Origin of the sequence: Amycolatopsis sp. NBC_00438 (assembly GCF_036026695.1) — a bacterium.
In the GTDB taxonomy this organism is placed as follows: Bacteria; Actinomycetota; Actinomycetes; order Mycobacteriales; family Pseudonocardiaceae; genus Amycolatopsis.
Genome location: NZ_CP107923.1, coordinates 7,984,426 through 8,001,860 on the forward strand (window position 1 = coordinate 7,984,426; position 17,435 = coordinate 8,001,860).

At 72.1% G+C, this 17,435-nt stretch carries 14 protein-coding genes; 5 read left to right on the top strand and 9 right to left on the bottom strand.

What is annotated here, in order from left to right:
* Positions 1 to 134 precede the first annotated feature (134 nt).
* Positions 135 to 1,304, top strand: coding sequence for a hypothetical protein (locus OG494_RS36400; RefSeq protein ID WP_328446506.1), 1,170 nt, complete (start codon positions 135 to 137; stop codon positions 1,302 to 1,304).
* On the opposite strand, the gene OG494_RS36405 is transcribed toward OG494_RS36400, so the two are convergent.
* Together OG494_RS36405 and OG494_RS36410 are read right to left on the bottom strand one after the other, a co-directional pair.
* Positions 1,305 to 4,481: a glycosyltransferase gene (locus tag OG494_RS36405; protein WP_328446508.1), complete on the bottom strand. Its 3,177-nt coding sequence runs from the start codon at positions 4,479 to 4,481 to the stop codon at positions 1,305 to 1,307.
* A gap of 44 nt (positions 4,482 to 4,525) precedes the next feature.
* The gene (locus tag OG494_RS36410) at positions 4,526 to 5,938 is read right to left on the bottom strand and encodes a class I SAM-dependent methyltransferase (RefSeq protein WP_328446510.1); all 1,413 of its coding nucleotides are present in this window, start codon (positions 5,936 to 5,938) and stop codon (positions 4,526 to 4,528) included.
* A 65-nt stretch (positions 5,939 to 6,003) separates the two neighbouring features.
* On the opposite strand from OG494_RS36410, the gene OG494_RS36415 reads away from it, so the two are divergent.
* The 3 genes from OG494_RS36415 (at position 6,004) to OG494_RS36425 (ending at position 9,511) form a co-directional block, all read left to right on the top strand.
* Positions 6,004 to 7,320 (top strand): alginate O-acetyltransferase AlgX-related protein, encoded by a 1,317-nt coding sequence (locus OG494_RS36415; RefSeq protein ID WP_328446512.1) that lies wholly within the window; start codon positions 6,004 to 6,006, stop codon positions 7,318 to 7,320.
* A 154-nt stretch (positions 7,321 to 7,474) separates the two neighbouring features.
* The gene (locus OG494_RS36420; RefSeq protein WP_328446514.1) at positions 7,475 to 8,710 is read left to right on the top strand and encodes a DUF1707 domain-containing protein; all 1,236 of its coding nucleotides are present in this window, start codon (positions 7,475 to 7,477) and stop codon (positions 8,708 to 8,710) included.
* A 207-nt stretch (positions 8,711 to 8,917) separates the two neighbouring features.
* Positions 8,918 to 9,511 carry a hypothetical protein gene (locus OG494_RS36425; RefSeq protein ID WP_328446516.1) on the top strand — a complete coding sequence of 198 codons (594 nt, stop codon included), beginning with the start codon at positions 8,918 to 8,920 and terminating at the stop codon, positions 9,509 to 9,511.
* Here the strand turns inward: OG494_RS36425 and OG494_RS36430 are convergent.
* The 3 genes from OG494_RS36430 to OG494_RS36440 all read right to left on the bottom strand — a co-directional run bounded on the left by OG494_RS36430 (position 9,492) and on the right by OG494_RS36440 (position 12,188).
* Complete coding sequence (locus tag OG494_RS36430; RefSeq protein ID WP_328446517.1) at positions 9,492 to 10,157, bottom strand: response regulator transcription factor; 666 nt, start codon at positions 10,155 to 10,157, stop codon at positions 9,492 to 9,494. The two genes, OG494_RS36425 and OG494_RS36430, sit on opposite strands and share 20 nt — an antisense overlap.
* The gene (locus OG494_RS36435) at positions 10,154 to 11,278 is read right to left on the bottom strand and encodes a sensor histidine kinase (RefSeq protein WP_328446519.1); all 1,125 of its coding nucleotides are present in this window, start codon (positions 11,276 to 11,278) and stop codon (positions 10,154 to 10,156) included. Before OG494_RS36435 ends, OG494_RS36430 begins: the two co-directional genes overlap by 4 nt.
* 76 nt (positions 11,279 to 11,354) lie before the next feature.
* On the bottom strand, positions 11,355 to 12,188 hold the full coding sequence (locus tag OG494_RS36440; RefSeq protein WP_328446521.1) for a helix-turn-helix transcriptional regulator: 834 nt from the start codon (positions 12,186 to 12,188) through the stop codon (positions 11,355 to 11,357).
* 101 nt (positions 12,189 to 12,289) lie between these two features.
* Here OG494_RS36440 and OG494_RS36445 point away from each other — a divergent pair, with 101 nt between their 5' ends.
* The gene (locus OG494_RS36445; protein WP_328446523.1) at positions 12,290 to 13,711 is read left to right on the top strand and encodes an MFS transporter; all 1,422 of its coding nucleotides are present in this window, start codon (positions 12,290 to 12,292) and stop codon (positions 13,709 to 13,711) included.
* Between the two features lie 5 nt (positions 13,712 to 13,716).
* On the opposite strand, the gene OG494_RS36450 is transcribed toward OG494_RS36445, so the two are convergent.
* From OG494_RS36450 to OG494_RS36465, 4 genes are all read right to left on the bottom strand, one after another.
* A complete protein-coding gene (locus tag OG494_RS36450; RefSeq protein ID WP_328446525.1) occupies positions 13,717 to 14,607 on the bottom strand; it encodes a VOC family protein in 891 nt (296 codons plus the stop codon).
* Complete coding sequence (locus OG494_RS36455) at positions 14,600 to 15,121, bottom strand: RNA polymerase sigma factor (protein ID WP_328446527.1); 522 nt, start codon at positions 15,119 to 15,121, stop codon at positions 14,600 to 14,602. Before OG494_RS36455 ends, OG494_RS36450 begins: the two co-directional genes overlap by 8 nt.
* Positions 15,122 to 15,185: 64 nt before the next feature.
* A complete protein-coding gene (locus tag OG494_RS36460; RefSeq protein WP_328446529.1) occupies positions 15,186 to 16,955 on the bottom strand; it encodes a gamma-glutamyltransferase family protein in 1,770 nt (589 codons plus the stop codon).
* 63 nt (positions 16,956 to 17,018) lie between these two features.
* Positions 17,019 to 17,411 carry a VOC family protein gene (locus tag OG494_RS36465; protein WP_328446531.1) on the bottom strand — a complete coding sequence of 131 codons (393 nt, stop codon included), beginning with the start codon at positions 17,409 to 17,411 and terminating at the stop codon, positions 17,019 to 17,021.
* Positions 17,412 to 17,435 lie beyond the last annotated feature (24 nt).

The window sequence follows — 17,435 nt, forward strand, 5'->3', positions numbered from 1 at the left end:
GCGGGGAGGTTGCCCGGCGGGACTCCCGAAATCCGGCGACTTGCGCTACGTTGCCGATCAACCTCAAACCGCAACCTCGCTGGTCGGCAGCCCGTGCCAGACTGATGCCCCGAATGGTGGATGGGGGTCCAAGGATGAGCTGGCAGGAAGAGCTTCGCCGCCTCGACGCGGAGCTTGCCGAAGGTCGGATCGAGCCCGCTGACCACCGCAAACAGCGGGACGAGCTGCTCGCACAGGCCTCCGGATCGACGGTTCCGTCACCGGTGCCGTCCCCGCTACGCCGTCCGGGTGAAGCCTGGCGGAGCACCAACCCCGCCGGCCACCCCTCGCAGGCCCAGCAGGGCCCGCCGCCGCAGCGCATGGAGTCGCCGCGGCCGATGGTGCCGCACGCACACGCGCACGCGCAGCGGCCGCACCCGCCGTGGCAGCGGACCGGGCTGCCGAAGGCGATGTCGACCAGCAGCGTGCCGGCCCTGCCGGACCACATGACCACCGCGCCGAGCCCGGCCGACATCACCCCGACCCGCTACCTGCGGGTCGACGGCCAGGTCGAGCAGCCCCCCGGCAGCCGGTTCCCGCCGATCACGCCGCCGGGCGGCGAGACCCAGCAGCACGAAACCGAGCCGGTCGACGACGGCCCCGGGAAGCACCGGTGGGGGGTCGACGACGAGGAGTCGTCCGGGCGGACCTGGACGACGTGGCCGTTCATCGCCCTCGGCGTGCTGGTCGTGCTCGGCATGATCATCGGCGCGACCATGTGGCTGGGGAAGGACGACCCGGCGCCGAACGCGCTCACGACGTACACCCCGAGCGTGACGCAGCCGCCGGCCGCCGCGGCCCAGCCGCAGCTGGAGGACCAGGTCCCGCCGCTGCCCGGCGTGCAGCACCCGGAGAGCTCGACGATGTCGCTGGCCAAGGGCCTCGACCTGAACCTCTACCCCAAGGAGACCGCACAGGTCTTCTCGCAGCACGGCGTCACGCAGCTCGTCTACCGCGCGTCGAACTCCGGCGACACCGGGTTCCTCGCCTACGCGATCCCGACGGAGAACGAAGACGGCGCGAAGGCCGTCGTCGAGTACCTCCGCGCCGCCGCCGACGCCGGCGGGTTCAAACCGCTCGACGCCGACGGGAAGGTCGTCAGCGGCCGCAGCGGCGAGCAGCGGATGGACGGCACCTGGTACACCTCGGGCAAGGTCGCCGTGGTGCTCTGGGCGTCCCTGCCGTTCAACCAGGACAAGGCCGGGCTGAAGACCAGCCTGGACAACGCGCTCGCGGTGTTCCAGAAGGCCTTGCCACCCAGCTGATCACGCCCCGTCGAGCACGCCCTCCAGGGTGCGGCGGGCGACGTCCGCGCCGAACAGGCGGTCCACCACGGTCTTGCCCTCTTCGGACAGCCGCTGCCAGAGCTTGTCGTCGTCGAGCAGGGTGACGATCTCCTCGGCGAGCTCCTCGGCCGAGCTGCCGACGAGGACGTCCCGGCCGTGCGTCAGGTGCATGCCCTCGGCGGCCAGCGGGGTGGCGACCACGGGGACGCCGTACCCGAGGCTCTCCCCCAGCTTCCCCTTGACGCCGGCGCCGAAGCGCAGCGGCGCGACGACGGCCCGGGCCTCGCGGTAGGCGCCGTCCAGGTGCTGCACCCAGCCGCGGACGACGACACCCTCGCGCTCGAGTTCGAACATCTCCTGCGGCGGGTTGCTGCCGACGATCTGCGCGACCGCGTCCGGCCGGCGGCGCCGCACCAGCGGCATGATCTCGGTCGCCAGCCAGCGTGCCGCGTCCCGGTTGGGCAGGTGGTCGAAGCTGCCGACGAACAGCACCCCCGACCGTCCTTCCGGGACGGCCACCGAGCCGTCCGCGTGGTGCACGTTGGACAGCACCTCGACCCGCGCCGACGGGACCAGCTCGGCCAGCAGCGCACGCTCCACATCGGACACGACGAAGGTGACGTCGGTGGCGCGGGTCAGGCCCAGCTCGGACTCCCGCAGCACTTCGGCGCGGCGCCGCAGCGTCAGCTCCTCGCGGGTGTCGCCGAGCTGCGCGGCCAGGTCGGCCTGCCGGTTGAGCCGGACGAAGTGCAGGTCGACCGTGTCGTAGGCGATGAGGCAGTCCGGCGCGTGCTCGCGGACCTGCTCCAGCAGCTGCCACGCGACGTGCGGCCGCGATAGGACGGTCAGCTTCAGGTCGGCGCCGGCTTCGCGCAGGAACTCCAGCTGCTCGCCGAGCCCGGTGACGACGGTGACGCCCGCGCGGTACAGCGCGCCGGCGTACGGCTCGGGGAGCGCGTTGTTGAGCGGCATGAACACGACGCGGTGGCCGAGCCCGACGAGCAGCTCGAGGATCCGGAACATCCGCACCGAGCCGGAGTCCTTGTCCGGCATGGGCACCTGGTGGTCGGCGACCAGCACGGTGCCGCCGCGGTGGCCGTCCTTCGTGCGCTGCCGCCCGGCCCACACCGCGCGCGGGCTCGCCTCGGGGAAGTGGTCGCGCAGCTGGACGCTCCACTTGTCGACGAAGACGCCGCGGTTGAGCTCCTGGTGCCGCTTCACGCCGGAGGAGACGTCCGTGCCGTTGGTGATGCCTTCGTGGTGCACGACGACCGACGCGGGCTGGACCATCGTCCGGTACCCGGCCGCCCGCACGGCGAACGCGAGATCGGTGTCCTCGTAGTAAGCGGGCGAGAAGCGCGTGTCGAAGCCGCCGACGCGCTCGAACAGGTCGCGGCGGACCATGAGCGCCGCGCCGGAGCAGTAGTCGACGTCGCGCAGCGCCTGGTACCAAGGCGCGTCCGGCGACTGCAGCCGCCCGTAGTTCCAGCCGGTGCCGTCGGCCCAGATGATGCCGCCGCACTCCTGCAGCCGGCCGTCCGGGTAGACGAGCTTCGAGCCGACGAGCCCGACGTCGGGGCGCGTCTCGACGACGCCGACGAGCTCGTCGAGCCAGCCCGCCGTGACCTCGGTGTCGTTGTTCAGGAAGAAGATGAAGTCGCCGCGGGCGTTCTCGGCGCCGAGGTTGCAGGCGCCGACGAACCCGAGGTTCTTCGGCGCGCGGACCAGCCGGACCCCGGCGCACCCGGCGACGCGGTCGGCGGAGTCGTCCCGCGAGGCGTCGTCGACGACGATGACCTCGAACGGCGTCGAGGGCAGGTGCCGCTGGATCGAGTCGAGGCAGCCGCGGGTGAACGGCCAGTTGCCGTAGACCGGGATGACGACGCTGACGATCGGCTGGTCGCTGGTGGTCACCGCGACCGGGCCGGGCACCGCGGCGGGCTGGCCCGGCAGCACACCGGCCGGGCGCCCGAGCGCCGTCTCGTAGAAGTCGCGACGGCGGGTGCCGCGGGGCGCGAACTTCTCGATCGAGCCGCGGTACTTGCCGATCGCGCGCTGCACGAGCGCGGACGTCTCGGCGCGCAGCTTTTCGTTCTCGGCGGCGAGCCGGCCGATGGTGTCGGAGAGGCCGGAGTTGTTGCTCGCCAGCCACTCCAGCCGTTCGCTGTCGTAGCCGGCCTTGCGCTGCAGTCGGTTCAGCTCGTCGGCCGCGCGCTGCCGGTCCTCGCGGGCTCGGTCGGCCTGGCGCAGCGCCTCGTCGCGTTCGGTCGCGGCCTGCCGCTCGGCGGCCGTCATCTCGGACAGCTGAGTGGTCAGCTGGGAGACGGACGCGGTCGCCTGCGCGCGCTCGGCTTCGGTGCGGCCCAGCTCGTCACGCAGCCGGCCGGCTTCGGCGGCGGCGCGCGCGACGAGCGTCAGCTTCGGGTCGACCATCGCGGACGTCGAGGGCACGTCGATCGGCTTCGCGGAGGCGACCGAGACGAAGTAGGTGTGCGGCGCGCCGGTTTCGACGACCCAGCCGTCGGCGTCGTCCTGCGCCACGGTGAGGACCTCGGCGCCGGAGCCGGCGCCGTTGTCGTGGATCAGCGAGCCGACCGCGACGTTCTGGCGCAGCACGACGACGTGCTCGAAGCTGCCGGCGAGCAGCGACCGGAACGCGGACTCGGTCAGCTCGTGCACGTGGTACGGGTTCTCGTTGCCGTGGTCGTGCGTGTAGACCTCGATGTCCGGCGTGCTGCAGAGGAAGACGCCGCCCGGCGCGAGCCGGCTCGTGACCAGCTCCATCAGCTTGTCCTGCTCGTCGACGTGCTCGATCGCCTCGAAGCAGGTGATGACGTCGAAGGTTTCGCCGTCGAGGGCCTTCGGGTCGGTGATCGAGCCGACCTCGAAGCGCGAGTCCGGGTAGCGGGTCCGGGCGTGCTCGACGGTCCGCGGGTCGATCTCGAGGCCGACGACCTCGGCGGCCGTGCGCGCCAGCAGCGCGCCGCCGTAACCCTCGCCGCTGGCCAGGTCGAGGACGCGCTTGCCGTCGACGAACCGGGCCGCGAACGCGTAGCGGTGGTAGTGCTCGTAGATCACCTGGAGGTCTTCGGTCCACGGCACGCACCGCTCGCCGGTCCAGTCGATCAGCCGCTCGGCGTTCGTCCCCTTGCCCATGCCGGGCAGATTAGCGGCCCCAGCGGCCCCGCCGGGCCGCTACCTCACCTTTCGATCAGGGACAGCCCGACGAGGATGTAGGAGAGCGTCCGCCGGTCGCCGCCGAGCCCGGCGGTCAGCGACCAGTCGGCGTCGACGGACAGCCGCACCTGGCGGTGGGCGTCGAGCCGGACCGGCAGGACCTGCTCGACCAGCCCGGGTCCGACGTCGGCCTTCGCGACCGGGACGCCGTCCACGGAGACGGTGACGCCGCCGTACTCGGTGGCGTCGTCCGGCAGGTAGGTGCGCAGTTCCAGGGCGCCGACCGCGGTGGTCGGCAGCAGCGGGAACTCGATCGACGGCGCCGCCCAGTCATCGTGGTAGAGGCCGTTGATCCGGCCGGTCGCGATCCCCGCGCCGCGCACCAGCCGTTCGCCGCCGGTGCCGCCGGGGCGGAACGACGCGCGCCCCGCCGGATCGACGACGCGGGTGTCGCGAACGGACCGTTCGGGCGTCCGGGTGCCGTGCACGCGCAGTGGCTGCGGTGTCGGGTGGAACAGCGCGGTCAGCCGCGTCCCGGTGACGACCCCGAGGTCGAGCAGGGTGTCGTCGAGCACGCCGACCTGGTCGAGCAGCTCGACGTGGACCGGGTTGCCCAGGTCGACGTTGTGGCCGTAGATCCGGTCGACGAACGGGTCGATCACGTTGCCGTAGGGCAGGAACAGGCTCGGGTGCAGGTGGTCGAGCAGCACCGGCAGGACGTCCTGGGCGCGGATGCCCTCGAAGCCGTCGGCCGCGCAGTCGATGTCGACGAACTGCTCGTCGACCTGCCCGGTCAGCGCGTTGCGGCGCAGCTCCGGCGGCAGCGTCGCCCAGATCCGGTCGACGACCTCCAGGGCTTCCGGCCACCGGCGGTGCCCGTTGCGGCCGATCATGTCGTGCACGACCAGGACGCCGTCCCCGGTGAGGCTGCTCGTGATCTGCGCGTAGAGGTGTTCGAGGTCGAGCACGTGGTGCAGCGCCTGGAAGCCGACGACGACGTCGTGCTCGGCGTCGGCGCGCCAGGTGTTGAAGTCCGCGGTGATCAGCTCGACGCGATCGGCCACACCCTGCTCGCGGGCGGCCGCCTCGGCGCGGGCCTGCATGTCCGGGTTCAGCTCCAGCAGCCGCAGCCGGACATTGTCCAGACCGGCCTCGGACAGGCCGCGCAGCCAGCCGAGCTCCTGGTCGCCGTTGCCGCTGCCCAGCGACAGCACGACGGTGTCGCGGTCGAGCCGCGAAGCGCGTTCGGCGATCTGGCCGACGATCAGCTCGTCGATGCCCGGCACGCCGAGCGCGTCGAGCTTCGGCCGCACGTGCTTGTTGGACCAGCGGTGCGCCGACGGCGGCAGGTTGCCGTGGATGTCCTCCTGGTCGGCGAAGGTGTCCCGTTCCCGGGCCAGCCGCTGGTCGTAGCCCGGCCCTCGGCCACCGTTCATCGCACGTCCCCTCGCGTTCACCTGTTCGGGGCCGCCACGCTCCGGCCCGGCGCTAGGATACGGCCGTGTCCTCCCGTCCTCCGTCGCAGTTGCCCACCGACCCGGGCCTGCCGAGGACCCCGGAGTCCTGGCTGCCGAAGGAGCACAACCTCTACCGGCCCCGGCACAGCAAACGCCAGCGCACGGCGCTCGCCTGCGCCGCCTTCTTCTTCGTGACGCCGCTGCTGCTGTCCGCGGTCGGCGTGCACCCCACCGCCTTCGAGAACCGGCCGCTGCGGGACTTCCCCAGCCTGGGTGACGGCTGGGGCTTCTTCACCGGCATGGCCGGCTGGGCCACCGACCACCTGCCGCTGCGCCAGGCCGGCGTCCAGGCCGCCGACGGCATCAGCACCGGCGTCTTCGGCGACCCGCCCGGGTCCGGCCAGGGCACCAGCCACGAGGGCGGCACCGTCGGCGTCGACCAGGGCCAGCCCAGCACCGGCGACGTCCCGGGTTACGTCTACCCGACCGTGCTCCCGGGCAAGGACGGCTGGATGTACCTCGGCGAGGACATCAACGCGCGGTGCCGGCCGGTGATGGACACCGATCACGTCGTCGCCGCGCTGCGGAAGCTGCGGGCCGCGGTCGAGAACTCCGGGCGGAAGTTCGAGCTGGTCATCGCCCCGGACAAGTACAGCGAAGAGCCGTCGCACCTGCCGGACAACTACGTCGGCAAGCCGTGCGCCCAGGCCCGCACCGCCGAGTTCTGGAACCGCGTGCCCCGCGAGACGGGCGCGATCGACCTGCGGCCCGCGCTCGCCGACGCCGAGAAGCGCACCGGCCACTCGCTGTACGACCCCAACGACACGCACTGGTCGTTCGACGGCGGCCTGGTCATGACGTACGCGCTGGGGCAGTCCATCCAGCCGGGCAGCACGGTCCGCTGGCAGGCGGCGCCGAACGGCACCCGGCCCTGGCCCGCGGACCTCGCCCGCGTGCTCGGCCGTGACGAGCAGCGGAAGCTGACGACCTACAGCCTCTCGACCGACGGCGGCGCCGACCGCACCCGCTACATTGCCAGCGACTTCAAGACCCCGCTGCACCTGACCCAGCCGGACGGCGCCAAACCGGCCGGCTCGATCGGGCAGAACACCGCTGTCGTGGCCGACTCGTTCACCCAGTTCGCGAGCCCGTTCCTGGCCGCGACCTGCCAGGACGTCACCATCGTGCACGCCGAGACGACGGCGCAGAGCAACGCGCGGGAACTGACCGGGTTGTTCGCCGACCGGGACGTGATCACCTTCGAACTGGTCGAACGGAGCGTGATCGGCGGATCGTCGCCGCTGCTGCGGAACCAGACCATCGACCAGCTCGCCGCCGTGCTCGCGCAACACCCCAGGTGACCTGGGAAGCGGGATCCGCCACCCGAAGGTAACGACGGGGTGGTGGGCGACGAACAGGTGAGCACACCCGTGCACAATGACTCCGTGCGGTCACGCGGCTGCACCCACACTCTCGCACGATTTCGCAGGCGATCTACCCGAAGGGGGTACCGGGGTGACCTGGCAGGAAGAGCTGCGCAGGCTTGACGAGGAACTCGCGGCGGGAAACCTGACGGCCGACGAGTACCGGTCGCGGCGTGATCGGGTGCTGTCCATGGCCGTCACGACCGGCGACAGCCAGGCCGCCCCCGCCCAGCCCGCGCCGCAGCAGCCGGTGGGCGACAGCGCCTCCGAGACCCAGATCATCGCGCCGGTGGCCCTGCCCGCGCAGCCGGCCGAGTCGGCCGAGGCGACGCAGGTCGTCTCCGCGTCCGACGCCGGGGGTGGCGAGCGGACCCAGGTCGTCCCGCAGTGGCAGCAGCAACAGCAGCCGCAGTACAGCCAGCAGTCGCCGGCCGGCGGGTTCCCGCAGCCGCAGCAGCAGTACGGCCAGCAGTCCCCCGCCGGCGGCTTCCAGCGGCCGCCGCAGCAGCCGTCCCAGCAGAACCCGTGGGGCGCGCAGCAGCAGGACGTCAGCCCGCCGTGGGGCGGCTCGGACTTCCCGCCGATGTCGCAGCCGGGCAACGCGGACTGGATCAGCCAGGGCCCGGAGAGCTTCCAGACGCAGCCGTCGTCCGGCAAGGGCAAGAAGATCGCCTTCGCCGTGATCGCCGTCCTGGTCGTGGCCGGCCTCGGCTACGGCGTCTGGGCGCTGTTCATCAAGGACAACGGCACCACCCCGCCGGTCGCCCAGCAGAGCACCACCCAGCAGCCGCCGCCGGCCCCGACGGTGAAGCCGCTGCCGGAGCCGCCCGCGGCCAAGCCCGAGCCGAGCGACAACTCCGCGGCGCTGGTCACCCCGGCCGGTACGACCCGCGCCGGTGGTGGCGAGTTCGACCTGGACAAGCTGCAGTCGGCCAAGTACCTGCCGACCACGGTCATCGAGAAGCTCAAGTCCGGCGGCATGACCGACGGCCTGCTCAAGACGACCAAGGACGGCGACGTCACGCTCGGCCTGTTCGCGCTGGAGCTGCCGAACACGCAGGCCGCGTCCGCGGTCGCGGCGGAGTACGCGAACGCCGAGCAGGAGGGCGGCCTGACCGCCAACCGCAACCTGTCCCTGCACGGCGTCCAGGTGTTCTCGGCGGCGGACAGCAGCCAGCAGGTCTACCGCGCCGTCTACGTCCTCTACAACCGCGTCGTCATCGTCGACTCGTTCGGCCCGTCCAAGGACGCGACGCTCGCCTCGTTCAAGACGCTGCTGACCGCCCAGGTCCAGAAGGCGCCGCCGACGGAGCGCACGAACAACTGAGCACGGCTTAGCCCGAAGGTGTGACTTAGGCCGTGTCGGTGAACCCCCTCCCCCTCCCGGACGCCCTCTGAACAGAGCATCGTCCGGGAGAGGAGGCGCCGTGATCTGGATCTGCCTGGTCGGCGTCCTCGCCGTCGTGTTCCTGGTGCGGGCGGTTCGCCTGGTGCGGCGGGTCAAGCGCGGCTGAGCTGTGGTTGGGTCGTCGGCGTGCCCCAGCTCGTGACGCGCCGGATCACCCTCGCCGGCTTCCTGCTCGCCCTGTTGCTCTTCCTGTTCCTGCCGTGCCTGGCCGCGTCCTGCGACGCGCCGGACGGCACCCGGGCCGCGGTGACCTACTCCGGCGCCGATCTGGCCTCCGGCCAGCAGAAGTTCACCGGGATCGACGGCCTCGGCCTGACCCCGGCGGAGCAGACGGCCGTCGAGGACAAGTTCGACATGCCGGGCCTGGTCCAGGTCCTGGCGATCGCCGCCGGGGTGCTGCTGGTCCTCGGCGTGGGGACGGCGTTGCTGCGGACGCCGAAGGCCCGCGCGCTGACCGCGGTCGTCCTCGCCGGCGCGGGTGCCGCGCTGCTCGTGGTGACCGAGGTGTTCGCGCTGCAGAACCTCACCGACTACACGCGGAGGATCGCGGCCACCGTCTCGACCCTGTCGACGAGCCGGCCCGACCTCGACGACGAAGCCAACGCCGCGGTCGACCTGCGGCCCGGGTTCTGGCTGCCGGTGAGCCTGCTGCTGGTCGTCTTCGTGCTGAACGTCTTCGTCGCGTTGCGCCGCTCCCGCGTCACGACCGACGTGGAGTGACCAGGCCGGACTCGTAGGCGAGCACCACCAGCTGGGCGCGGTCGCGGGCGCCGATCTTCGTCATGATGCGGCTGACGTGGGTGCGCGCGGTCGCCGTCGAGATCACCAGGTGGGCGGCGATCTCGTCGTTCGACATCCCGCCCGCGACCAGGCCGAGGACCTCGCGCTCGCGGTCGGTGACCTCCCGGACGGCGCTGGTGTCGATCCGCCGGTTCTCCGGGCGGCCGACGAACTCCTGGATCAGCCGGCGCGTGACGGTCGGCGCCAGCAGTGCCTCCCCGCTCGCGACGACGCGCAGCGCGCGCAGCAGCTCGACCGGCTCGGTGTCCTTGAGCAGGAACCCGCTGGCGCCCGCGCGCAGCGCCTCGTAGACGTACTCGTCGATGTCGAAGGTGGTCAGGACCAGCACTTTCGTGCCGGCGAGCTCGGGGGTCGCGGAGATCCGGCGGGTGGCTTCGAGGCCGTCGACGCCGGGCATCCGGATGTCCATCACGACGATGTCGGGTTTGTGCTCGATGGCGAGTGCGACGGCCTGCTCGCCGTCCCCCGCCTCGGCGCAGACGTCGAAGCCGTCCTCGGTCTCCAGCAGCACCCGGAACCCGGCGCGGACCAGCACCTGGTCGTCGGCCAGCAGGACGCGGATCATGCTTCTCCCTCGATCGGTAGTTCGACGAACACTTCGAAGCCGCCGTCGACCGGCTGGGCGGTGAAGCGCCCGCCGAGCGCCGCGGCGCGTTCGGCCATGCCCCGCAGGCCGTGGCCCGGGGTAGGCCGGCCGGTGCCGCGGCCGTCGTCGCGCACCCGGAGTGTGAAGGCACCCGGCGGCCGCCCGAACCGGACGTCGACGTGGTGCGGCTGGTCGGCGTGCCGGACGACGTTGGTCAGCGACTCCTGCAGGATCCGGTACCCGGCGGCGTCGACCGGTGCCGGGAGCTCGCCGGTCGCGCCGTGGACGTCGACCGTGAGCCCGGCGTCGCGCGCGTGGGCCAGCAGCTCGGCGGCCTGGGCGAGGCTCGGCGCGGGCGCCTTGTCCTCCCCGGACCGCAGCACGGCGAGGGTGGCGCGCAGGTCCTTGAGCGCGGACGCGCTGGCCTCCTTGATGTTGAGCAGCGCCTCCTTCGCCTGCTCGGGCCGCCGGTCGGCGACGTGCGCGGCGACCCCGGCCTGGACGTTGATCATGGCGAGGCTGTGCGCGACGACGTCGTGCACCTCGCGCGCGATCCGCAGCCGCTCCTGCTCGGCGAGCCGGTGGCGGTGCTCGTCGGCCTGCTCACGCCGGGCCGCGACGGCGGCGAACTGGTACCGGACGGCGGTGCCGATCCCGATCACCGCGACCAGCCAGACGACGAGGAACCCGGCGCCGAGGGCCAGCACGAACGACCCCGACGTGACGATGTGGGCCAGGTAGAGCACGGCCAGCGCACTCGCGCCGGTGATCCCGGCGACGAGCGGGCCGCGCTGCCGGGTCAGCACGAACAGCGCGATGGTCGGCACGACGATGACCGGCCCGCCGGGAAACCCCGAGGCGTAGTAGCCGAACGCGGACGCCGTCGTGACCAGGAAGAGCGTCAGCGGGAAGCGGTGGACGAGCAGCAGCGTCAGCGTGGTGGCGACGAGCCAGGCGCCGGCGAGCGGCGTCATCTGCGGCGAGCCGGGCTGCCAGCGCGACGCGCCGCTGGTCGCGCCGAGCACGAAGACCGTGACGACGACGGTGCGCACCCCGCGCCCCACCCACGGGGACAGGCGTGACTGCGGCGGCCGTCTCATACCGCGAAAACTACCGGTCGGCGGCGGTGACCGCGTCCGTCCGGAAGCGACTCTCCGCGTACGTCGGATGCCGTAGTCAGTCGAACATGAGCGGCAGCTTCGCCGCCGTCTCCGCGTCCGCCGGGGTGTAGGTCGACACGGTGATCTCCGAGCGGCGGCCGAAGTAGAGGTAGGTGAAGTTGAAGCACAGCAGCCCGACGTCCGGGTGCAGGTAGCGCTTGGTGCGGATCGGCTCGGAGTTGACGTCGTGGTGCGGCCAGAGCTCGGCGAACAGCGGCGACTCCGCCTTCAGCCGCTTGACCAGCTGCTTCCACGCCGGCTCGGCGACGTGTTCGGCCATCGCCGCGCGGAACGACGCGATGACGCGCGGGATGTTCGTGTCCCAGTCCAGCATCCGCTCGCGCCACCGCGGGTTGAGCAGGCACTGGACGAGGGTGTTGCGGTCCTCGAACGGGATCGCGTCGACGTCGCCCATCAGCCAGCTGTAACCGCGGTTGTAACCCAGCAGGTCGCAGCGGGCGTTGCGCACCGCGACCGGGTACGGCTCGAGCTTCTTCAGCATCATTTCCAGCTGCGGCGAGAGGACCTGGCAGTCCTTCCCGGTCTCCGGCTCGGGCGCGCCGGCCAGCCGGAAGAGGTGGGTGTGCTCGTGCGGGTCGAGGCGCAGGGTGCGCGCGATCGCCTGCAGCACCTGCTCGGACGCGTTGATGTCGCGGCCCTGCTCGAGCCACGTGTACCAGGTGACCCCGACCCCGGCGAGCTGCGCGACCTCTTCGCGGCGCAGCCCCGGCGTCCGGCGCCGGCCCACGAGTGGCAGGCCGACCTGCTCGGGCGTGATCCGCGCACGCCGGCTGCGCAGGAACCGCGCCAGCTCCTGGCGGCGGAGTTCGGATTCGACGGCCGTGGTCATGGTGCCAGGATCGCACGTCACCGGAACTGGTACCAGGTAGTGACGGTACCTGGATAAACAACAACTGGTACCAGGTTAACTCGAGGTCGATGGTAGTACTCATGACCACGACCCAACTCGCGCCGGCCACCCCCGGCGTCCCGGCCAGGCCGGGACTGACCCCCGCCGGCCTGGTCACCGTGCTGCTGGGGGCGGCCCTCCCGATCATCGACTTCTTCATCGTCAACGTCGCCCTGCCCACGATCGACGCCGACCTCCACGCGTCCACGGCCACCCTGGAGCTGGTGGTCGCCGCCTACGGCATCGCGTACGCGGTGCTGCTGGTGGTCGGCGGCCGCCTCGGCGACTCGTTCGGCCGGCGGCGGCTGTTCTTCGCCGGCCTCTGGCTGTTCACGCTGACGTCCCTGGCCTGCGGGATCGCCCCGACGGCGACCACGCTGGTGATCGCCCGCGCCGCGCAGGGGGCGGCGTCGGCGTTGCTGCTCCCGCAGGTGCTCTCGATCATCCAGGCGACGACGTCCGGCGAGGAGCGGTCCCGCGCCCTCGGCTTGTTCGGGGCGACGGGCGGCATCTCGACGGTCGTGGGCCAGCTCGCCGGCGGCGCCCTGGTGGCGGCGAACCTGTTCGGCACCGGCTGGCGGCCGATCTTCCTGGTGAACGTCCCGATCGGCCTGGTGGTGCTGCTGATGGCGCGCCGCCTGCCGGAAAGCCGCGCGCACAACCCGCTGGGCGTCGACCGCCTCGGGACCTCGCTGCTCGCGGTGACGCTGTTGTCGTTGCTGGTCCCGCTGATGGAAGGCCGCGCGCTGGGCTGGCCGGTCTGGTCGATCGTGCTGCTGGCGCTGTCCCCGGTCGCCGCGGCGGCGTTCGTGCACGTCGAGCGCCGTCTCGAGCGCCGGGGCGGGACGCCGTTGCTGCCGCCGTCGGTGATGCGGCTGCCGAGCGTCCGCCGCGGGCTGCTGGTGGGGGTCCCGTTCTTCGCCGCGTTCGGCTCGTTCATGTTCGTGATCGCGATGACGCTGCAGCAGGGCCTGCACTTCGGCCCGCTGGGCGCGGGCGCGGCGCTGACGCCGATGGCGATCGCGTACTTCACCGTGTCGATGCTGAGCAGCCGCCTGGTGGCGCGCTACGGCCAGAAGGTCGTCGCGATCGGCGGCGCGATCAACGCGGTGGGCATGGTGGCGCTGCTGTGCACGTCGCTGGCGCAGTGGCCGCACCTGACGGTCCTCGACCTGGCCCCGGCCATGGTCGCGATCGGCGTGGGCAACGCGCTGGCGATGACGACGTTGTTCCGGATCGTGCTGTCCCACGTCCCGACGGACCTGGCCGGCGTCGGCTCGGGCGTGATGACGACAACCCAGCAGACGTCGCTGGCGCTGGGCATCGCGACGCTCGGAAGCCTGTACGCGGCCCTGTCGGCGACGGGCGCGCGCAACGCGTTCGCGCTGGTCATCGGCCTGGTGGCGGTGCTGGCGGTGGTCGTCGCGATCACCGCGCGCCGGCTGCCGGACCCGCGGGTGTGAAATCGTCAGCTGCTCGGCTGCTCCCACAGCCAGAACTCGATGCCCTGGTTGTCGGTGCAGTCCGCGGTGAAGCCGTACGGGTGGTTCTCGACTTCGCCCGCTTGGCCGCCCTGGTCCCGCACCCGCGTGAGCGCGGCGGCCAGGTCGTCCACGGCGAACATCAGCTTCCAGCCGACCTGGCGGCCGGGCCCGCCCCAGAGGCCACCCGGGCGGCCGTCACCCTCGATGCCCCAGGCGCCTTCGACCGAGCCGGGCGAGAACTGCCAGCCGAGCACCGCGCCGTAGAACGTCTTCGCGGGTTCGGCGTCCGGGACCTGGAACGTGAAGTACATCGACTCGCCCGGCTTGGGCTGCGGCTCGGGCTGAGGCGTGCTCCGGGGCACGGCCTGCGACACGAGCCAGCGCTGGCCGAACGGGTCGCGGAACGAGCCGCCGCGGCCGTACGGCGAGTCGCTCACCGCGCGGATCAGTGTCGCGCCCAGTTCGAGGGCGCGAGTGACGCTGACGTCCGGATCCGGCACCTCGACCCGCACCGACGCGCCACCCTCGGCGGCGACGTGCCCGATCTCCGGGTACTCCTCGGCGAGCATCAGCACGGCGTCGCCGATGGCCAGCTCGGCGTGCCCGACGCGGCCGTCGTCCATCAGGATCGGCTCGCCGCGCCGGGTCGCGCCGAAGACGTCGACGTAGAAGTCGAGCGCCGCACGGGCGTCGGAGACGGCGAGGCAGGGCGTCAGCGACCGCAGCTCGGCGGTGGTGGCAGGGGCTTCCGTCGTGGTCATGTCGGCTCCGTTCAAGATCACGCGACGCAGGTTGTCGCGCAGTTCGGCGGCGAAGTCCGGATCGGGGACGACCCGGTCGGAGGGCCGGCGGAGCGCGTCGAACGGCTCAGGCATCGCGACCCCCCTTCTCGTAGGAACGCCGGAACGCGGCGCGGGCCCGCACGAGCAACGCCTCGGTGGCGTGCACGCTCCGGCCCAGGTGGCCGGCGACCTCGGGCACCCCGAGGCCGTCGACGTAGCGCAAGGTCAGTGCCGCTTGGTGGTGGGGCCCGAGGGATTCGAGCACCTGTCTCGCGCGCAGGGCGTCGAGCTGCTCGTCCCACGGGTCCTCGACGTCGGGCGCACTGTCGTGCACCAGGCGCAACCCGCGTTCCTCACGTTCTCTGCGCCGCCAGTGGTCGGCGAGCTTGTGCCGGGCGACGCCGATCAGCCACCCGGTGCTCACTGGAGGTGCGTACTCCTTGCGACAGGCGGCGACCGCCCCGAGGAAGGTCTCGGAAGTGAGCTCCTCGGCGAGCGTCCGGTCACCGCACCGGGACAGCAGGTACCCGTAGACCTCCGGCAACGCGGTCTCGTAGAGCCCGAGCAGCGCGAAGGCCGGGTCCGGCTGTACCCGAGGTTCCGTCACACCCTCATCGTCGCTCGGGGGCGAGGTTTTCCGACGGGTGAATCCCGGATTTTTTCGATCGGCGCTACCGGCCCGCCGCGTAGCCCTGCATGCCGCGGGCGTTGGCCGCCGCTCGGAGCACGCCGTCGTCCGACCTGGAGACCGCCGAGAGGCGGCCCAGGGCCCAGTCGCCGGCGTCGATCAGCTCGTGGCCGCGGTTTCGCAGGCCGTCCAGTGTGGACGCGCCCAGTCGCGACTCCACCACCAGCTCGCGCGGGTTCCACGAGCGCGGGTAGAACGAGCTGGGGAACGCCGTCGTGTGCCAGGCCGGCGCGTCGATCGACTCCTGGAGGTTCAGGTCGCCGTAGACGTGGGCCAGCCAGAAGCACAGCTGCCACTGGTCCTGCTGGTCGCCGCCCGGGGTGCCGAACGCCAGCGCCGGGACGCCGTCGCGCAGGGCCAGCGACGGCGACAGCGTGATGCGCGGGCGCTTGCGCGGGGCCAGGGAGTTCGGCAGGCCTTGTTCCAGCCAGAACATCTGGCCACGCGAGTCGAGGCAGAAGCCCAGCTCGGGGATCGTCGGGCTCGACTGCAGCCAGCCACCGGACGGCGTCAGCGAGACCAGGTTGCCCGCCGCGTCGACGACGTCGAGGTGGACGGTGTCGCCGCGGGTCTGGCCCTGGGGGCCGACCGTCGGTTCGCCCGTCGCGCCGCCTTCCGCCCGCAAGCCCTGCAGCGAGTCCAGGATCGCCGGCAGCCGGGCCGGGCCGCGAGCGTCGCCGGGGCGCAGGTCAGCGGACGCCGTGTCGGTGATCAGCGCGCGTCGGGCATCGGTGTAGGACGCCGAGAGCAGCACGTCCAGCGGGACGTCCGTGTCGCCGTACCAGGCCTCGCGGTCGGCGAAGGCGAGCTTCGCCGCCTCGACCGCCAGGTGCACTGTGCGCTCCGACGCCACGCCGTCCACAAAGGACAGCTCGTCGCGGAAGCCGTGCATCAGCAACGCCTGCTGCAGCAGCGCCGGGCCCTGCGTCCAGCCGCCCAGCTTCACGAGGCGCCAGTCGTCGACGTCCACCGAGACCGGGTCTTCGTAGCTCGCCGACCACGACGCCAGGTCGTCGCCGGTGAGCAGGCCCGCGTGGTCGCGGCCTGAGTCGTCGCGGAACGCCGTGCGGCTGAACGCGTCGATCGCTTCGGCGACAAAACCCTGTGACCAGGCACGACGGCCGGCGTCGAGCTGCGCTTCACGTCCCGATACGGCCTCGGCCTCGCGCAGGAGACGCTCCCACGTGTCCGCCAGCGCCGGGTTCTTGTGCAGGCCGGCCGCGGGCTTGCCGCCCGGCAGCCAGAGCGCCGCGGACGTCGGCCAGTGCTCGACGAACAGTCCTTCGACGGCGCGGATCGTGTCGCCGACCCGCGAGACCAGCGGGGTGCCGTTGCGCGCGTAGCCGATCGCGTAGCGCAGCACCTCGCGAAGCGACTTCGTGCCGTAGTCGCGGAGCAGGAGGAGCCAGCCGTCCCAGGCGCCCGGGACCGTGGCCGGGAGCAGGCCGCTGCCCGGGATCAGGTCGAGGCCCAGGTCGGCGAAGTGTTCGGGTGTCGCCGCCGCGGGCGACGGGCCCTGGCTCGCGAGCGCGCGGGGTGTCGGGTCGTCCGCCGTCACGAAGATGCCGGGGACCTGGCCCGCAGGGCCGCACAGGTGTGGCTCGGCGACCTGCAGGACGAACCCGGCGGCGACCGCCGCGTCGAACGCGTTGCCGCCGTCCTCCAGCACCGCCATGCCGGTGGCCGAAGCCAGCCAGTGCGTCGACGCGACCATCCCGAAGGTGCCGGCCAGCTCGGGCCTCGTCGTGAACATGCCCCGATAGTACGCATTGCTAAGGACTCCGCGCGCCCCTTGGACGCGCGGAGTCCGGGACAGCTACCAGCGGGCCGGGCGTTGCCGCTCCGGCTCGTACGGCTGCGTGATGATTTCCATCCCGTTCCCGCCGGGATCCAGGAAGTAGACACCACGGCCGCCGTGGTTGTGGTTGATTTCGCCGACCTGTTTCCCCATCGGATCGGCGTGGTAAGTCACGCCGGTTTCGACGAGCCGCGCGAAGACGGCGTCGAAATCGTCTTCCGGGATCAGGAAACAGTAGTGCTGCAGGCGGAGATCCTGCTCGGGGATGGTCGCGAAGTCCAAGCGGACGCCGTTGCGGACCTCGACCGGGATGAACGGCCCCCATTCCTCCCCGACCTCGAGGCCGAGCAGGTGCGCCAGGAATTCGGCGGATTCCCGGTTGTTCCGGGACGGGACGATCAGATGGTTCAATTCAACGGAAACTGATACTGACAC

Coding starts and splice junctions, on each gene's coding strand:
- OG494_RS36460 (WP_328446529.1), bottom strand. CDS start 16,955: ATGTTCACGACGAGGCCCGAGCTGGCCGGCACCTTCGGGATGGTCGCG.
- OG494_RS36445 (WP_328446523.1), top strand. CDS start 12,290: ATGACCACGACCCAACTCGCGCCGGCCACCCCCGGCGTCCCGGCCAGG.
- OG494_RS36440 (WP_328446521.1), bottom strand. CDS start 12,188: ATGACCACGGCCGTCGAATCCGAACTCCGCCGCCAGGAGCTGGCGCGG.
- OG494_RS36400 (WP_328446506.1), top strand. CDS start 135: ATGAGCTGGCAGGAAGAGCTTCGCCGCCTCGACGCGGAGCTTGCCGAA.
- OG494_RS36450 (WP_328446525.1), bottom strand. CDS start 14,607: ATGCCTGAGCCGTTCGACGCGCTCCGCCGGCCCTCCGACCGGGTCGTC.
- OG494_RS36405 (WP_328446508.1), bottom strand. CDS start 4,481: ATGGGCAAGGGGACGAACGCCGAGCGGCTGATCGACTGGACCGGCGAG.
- OG494_RS36410 (WP_328446510.1), bottom strand. CDS start 5,938: ATGAACGGTGGCCGAGGGCCGGGCTACGACCAGCGGCTGGCCCGGGAA.
- OG494_RS36435 (WP_328446519.1), bottom strand. CDS start 11,278: ATGAGACGGCCGCCGCAGTCACGCCTGTCCCCGTGGGTGGGGCGCGGG.
- OG494_RS36430 (WP_328446517.1), bottom strand. CDS start 10,157: ATGATCCGCGTCCTGCTGGCCGACGACCAGGTGCTGGTCCGCGCCGGG.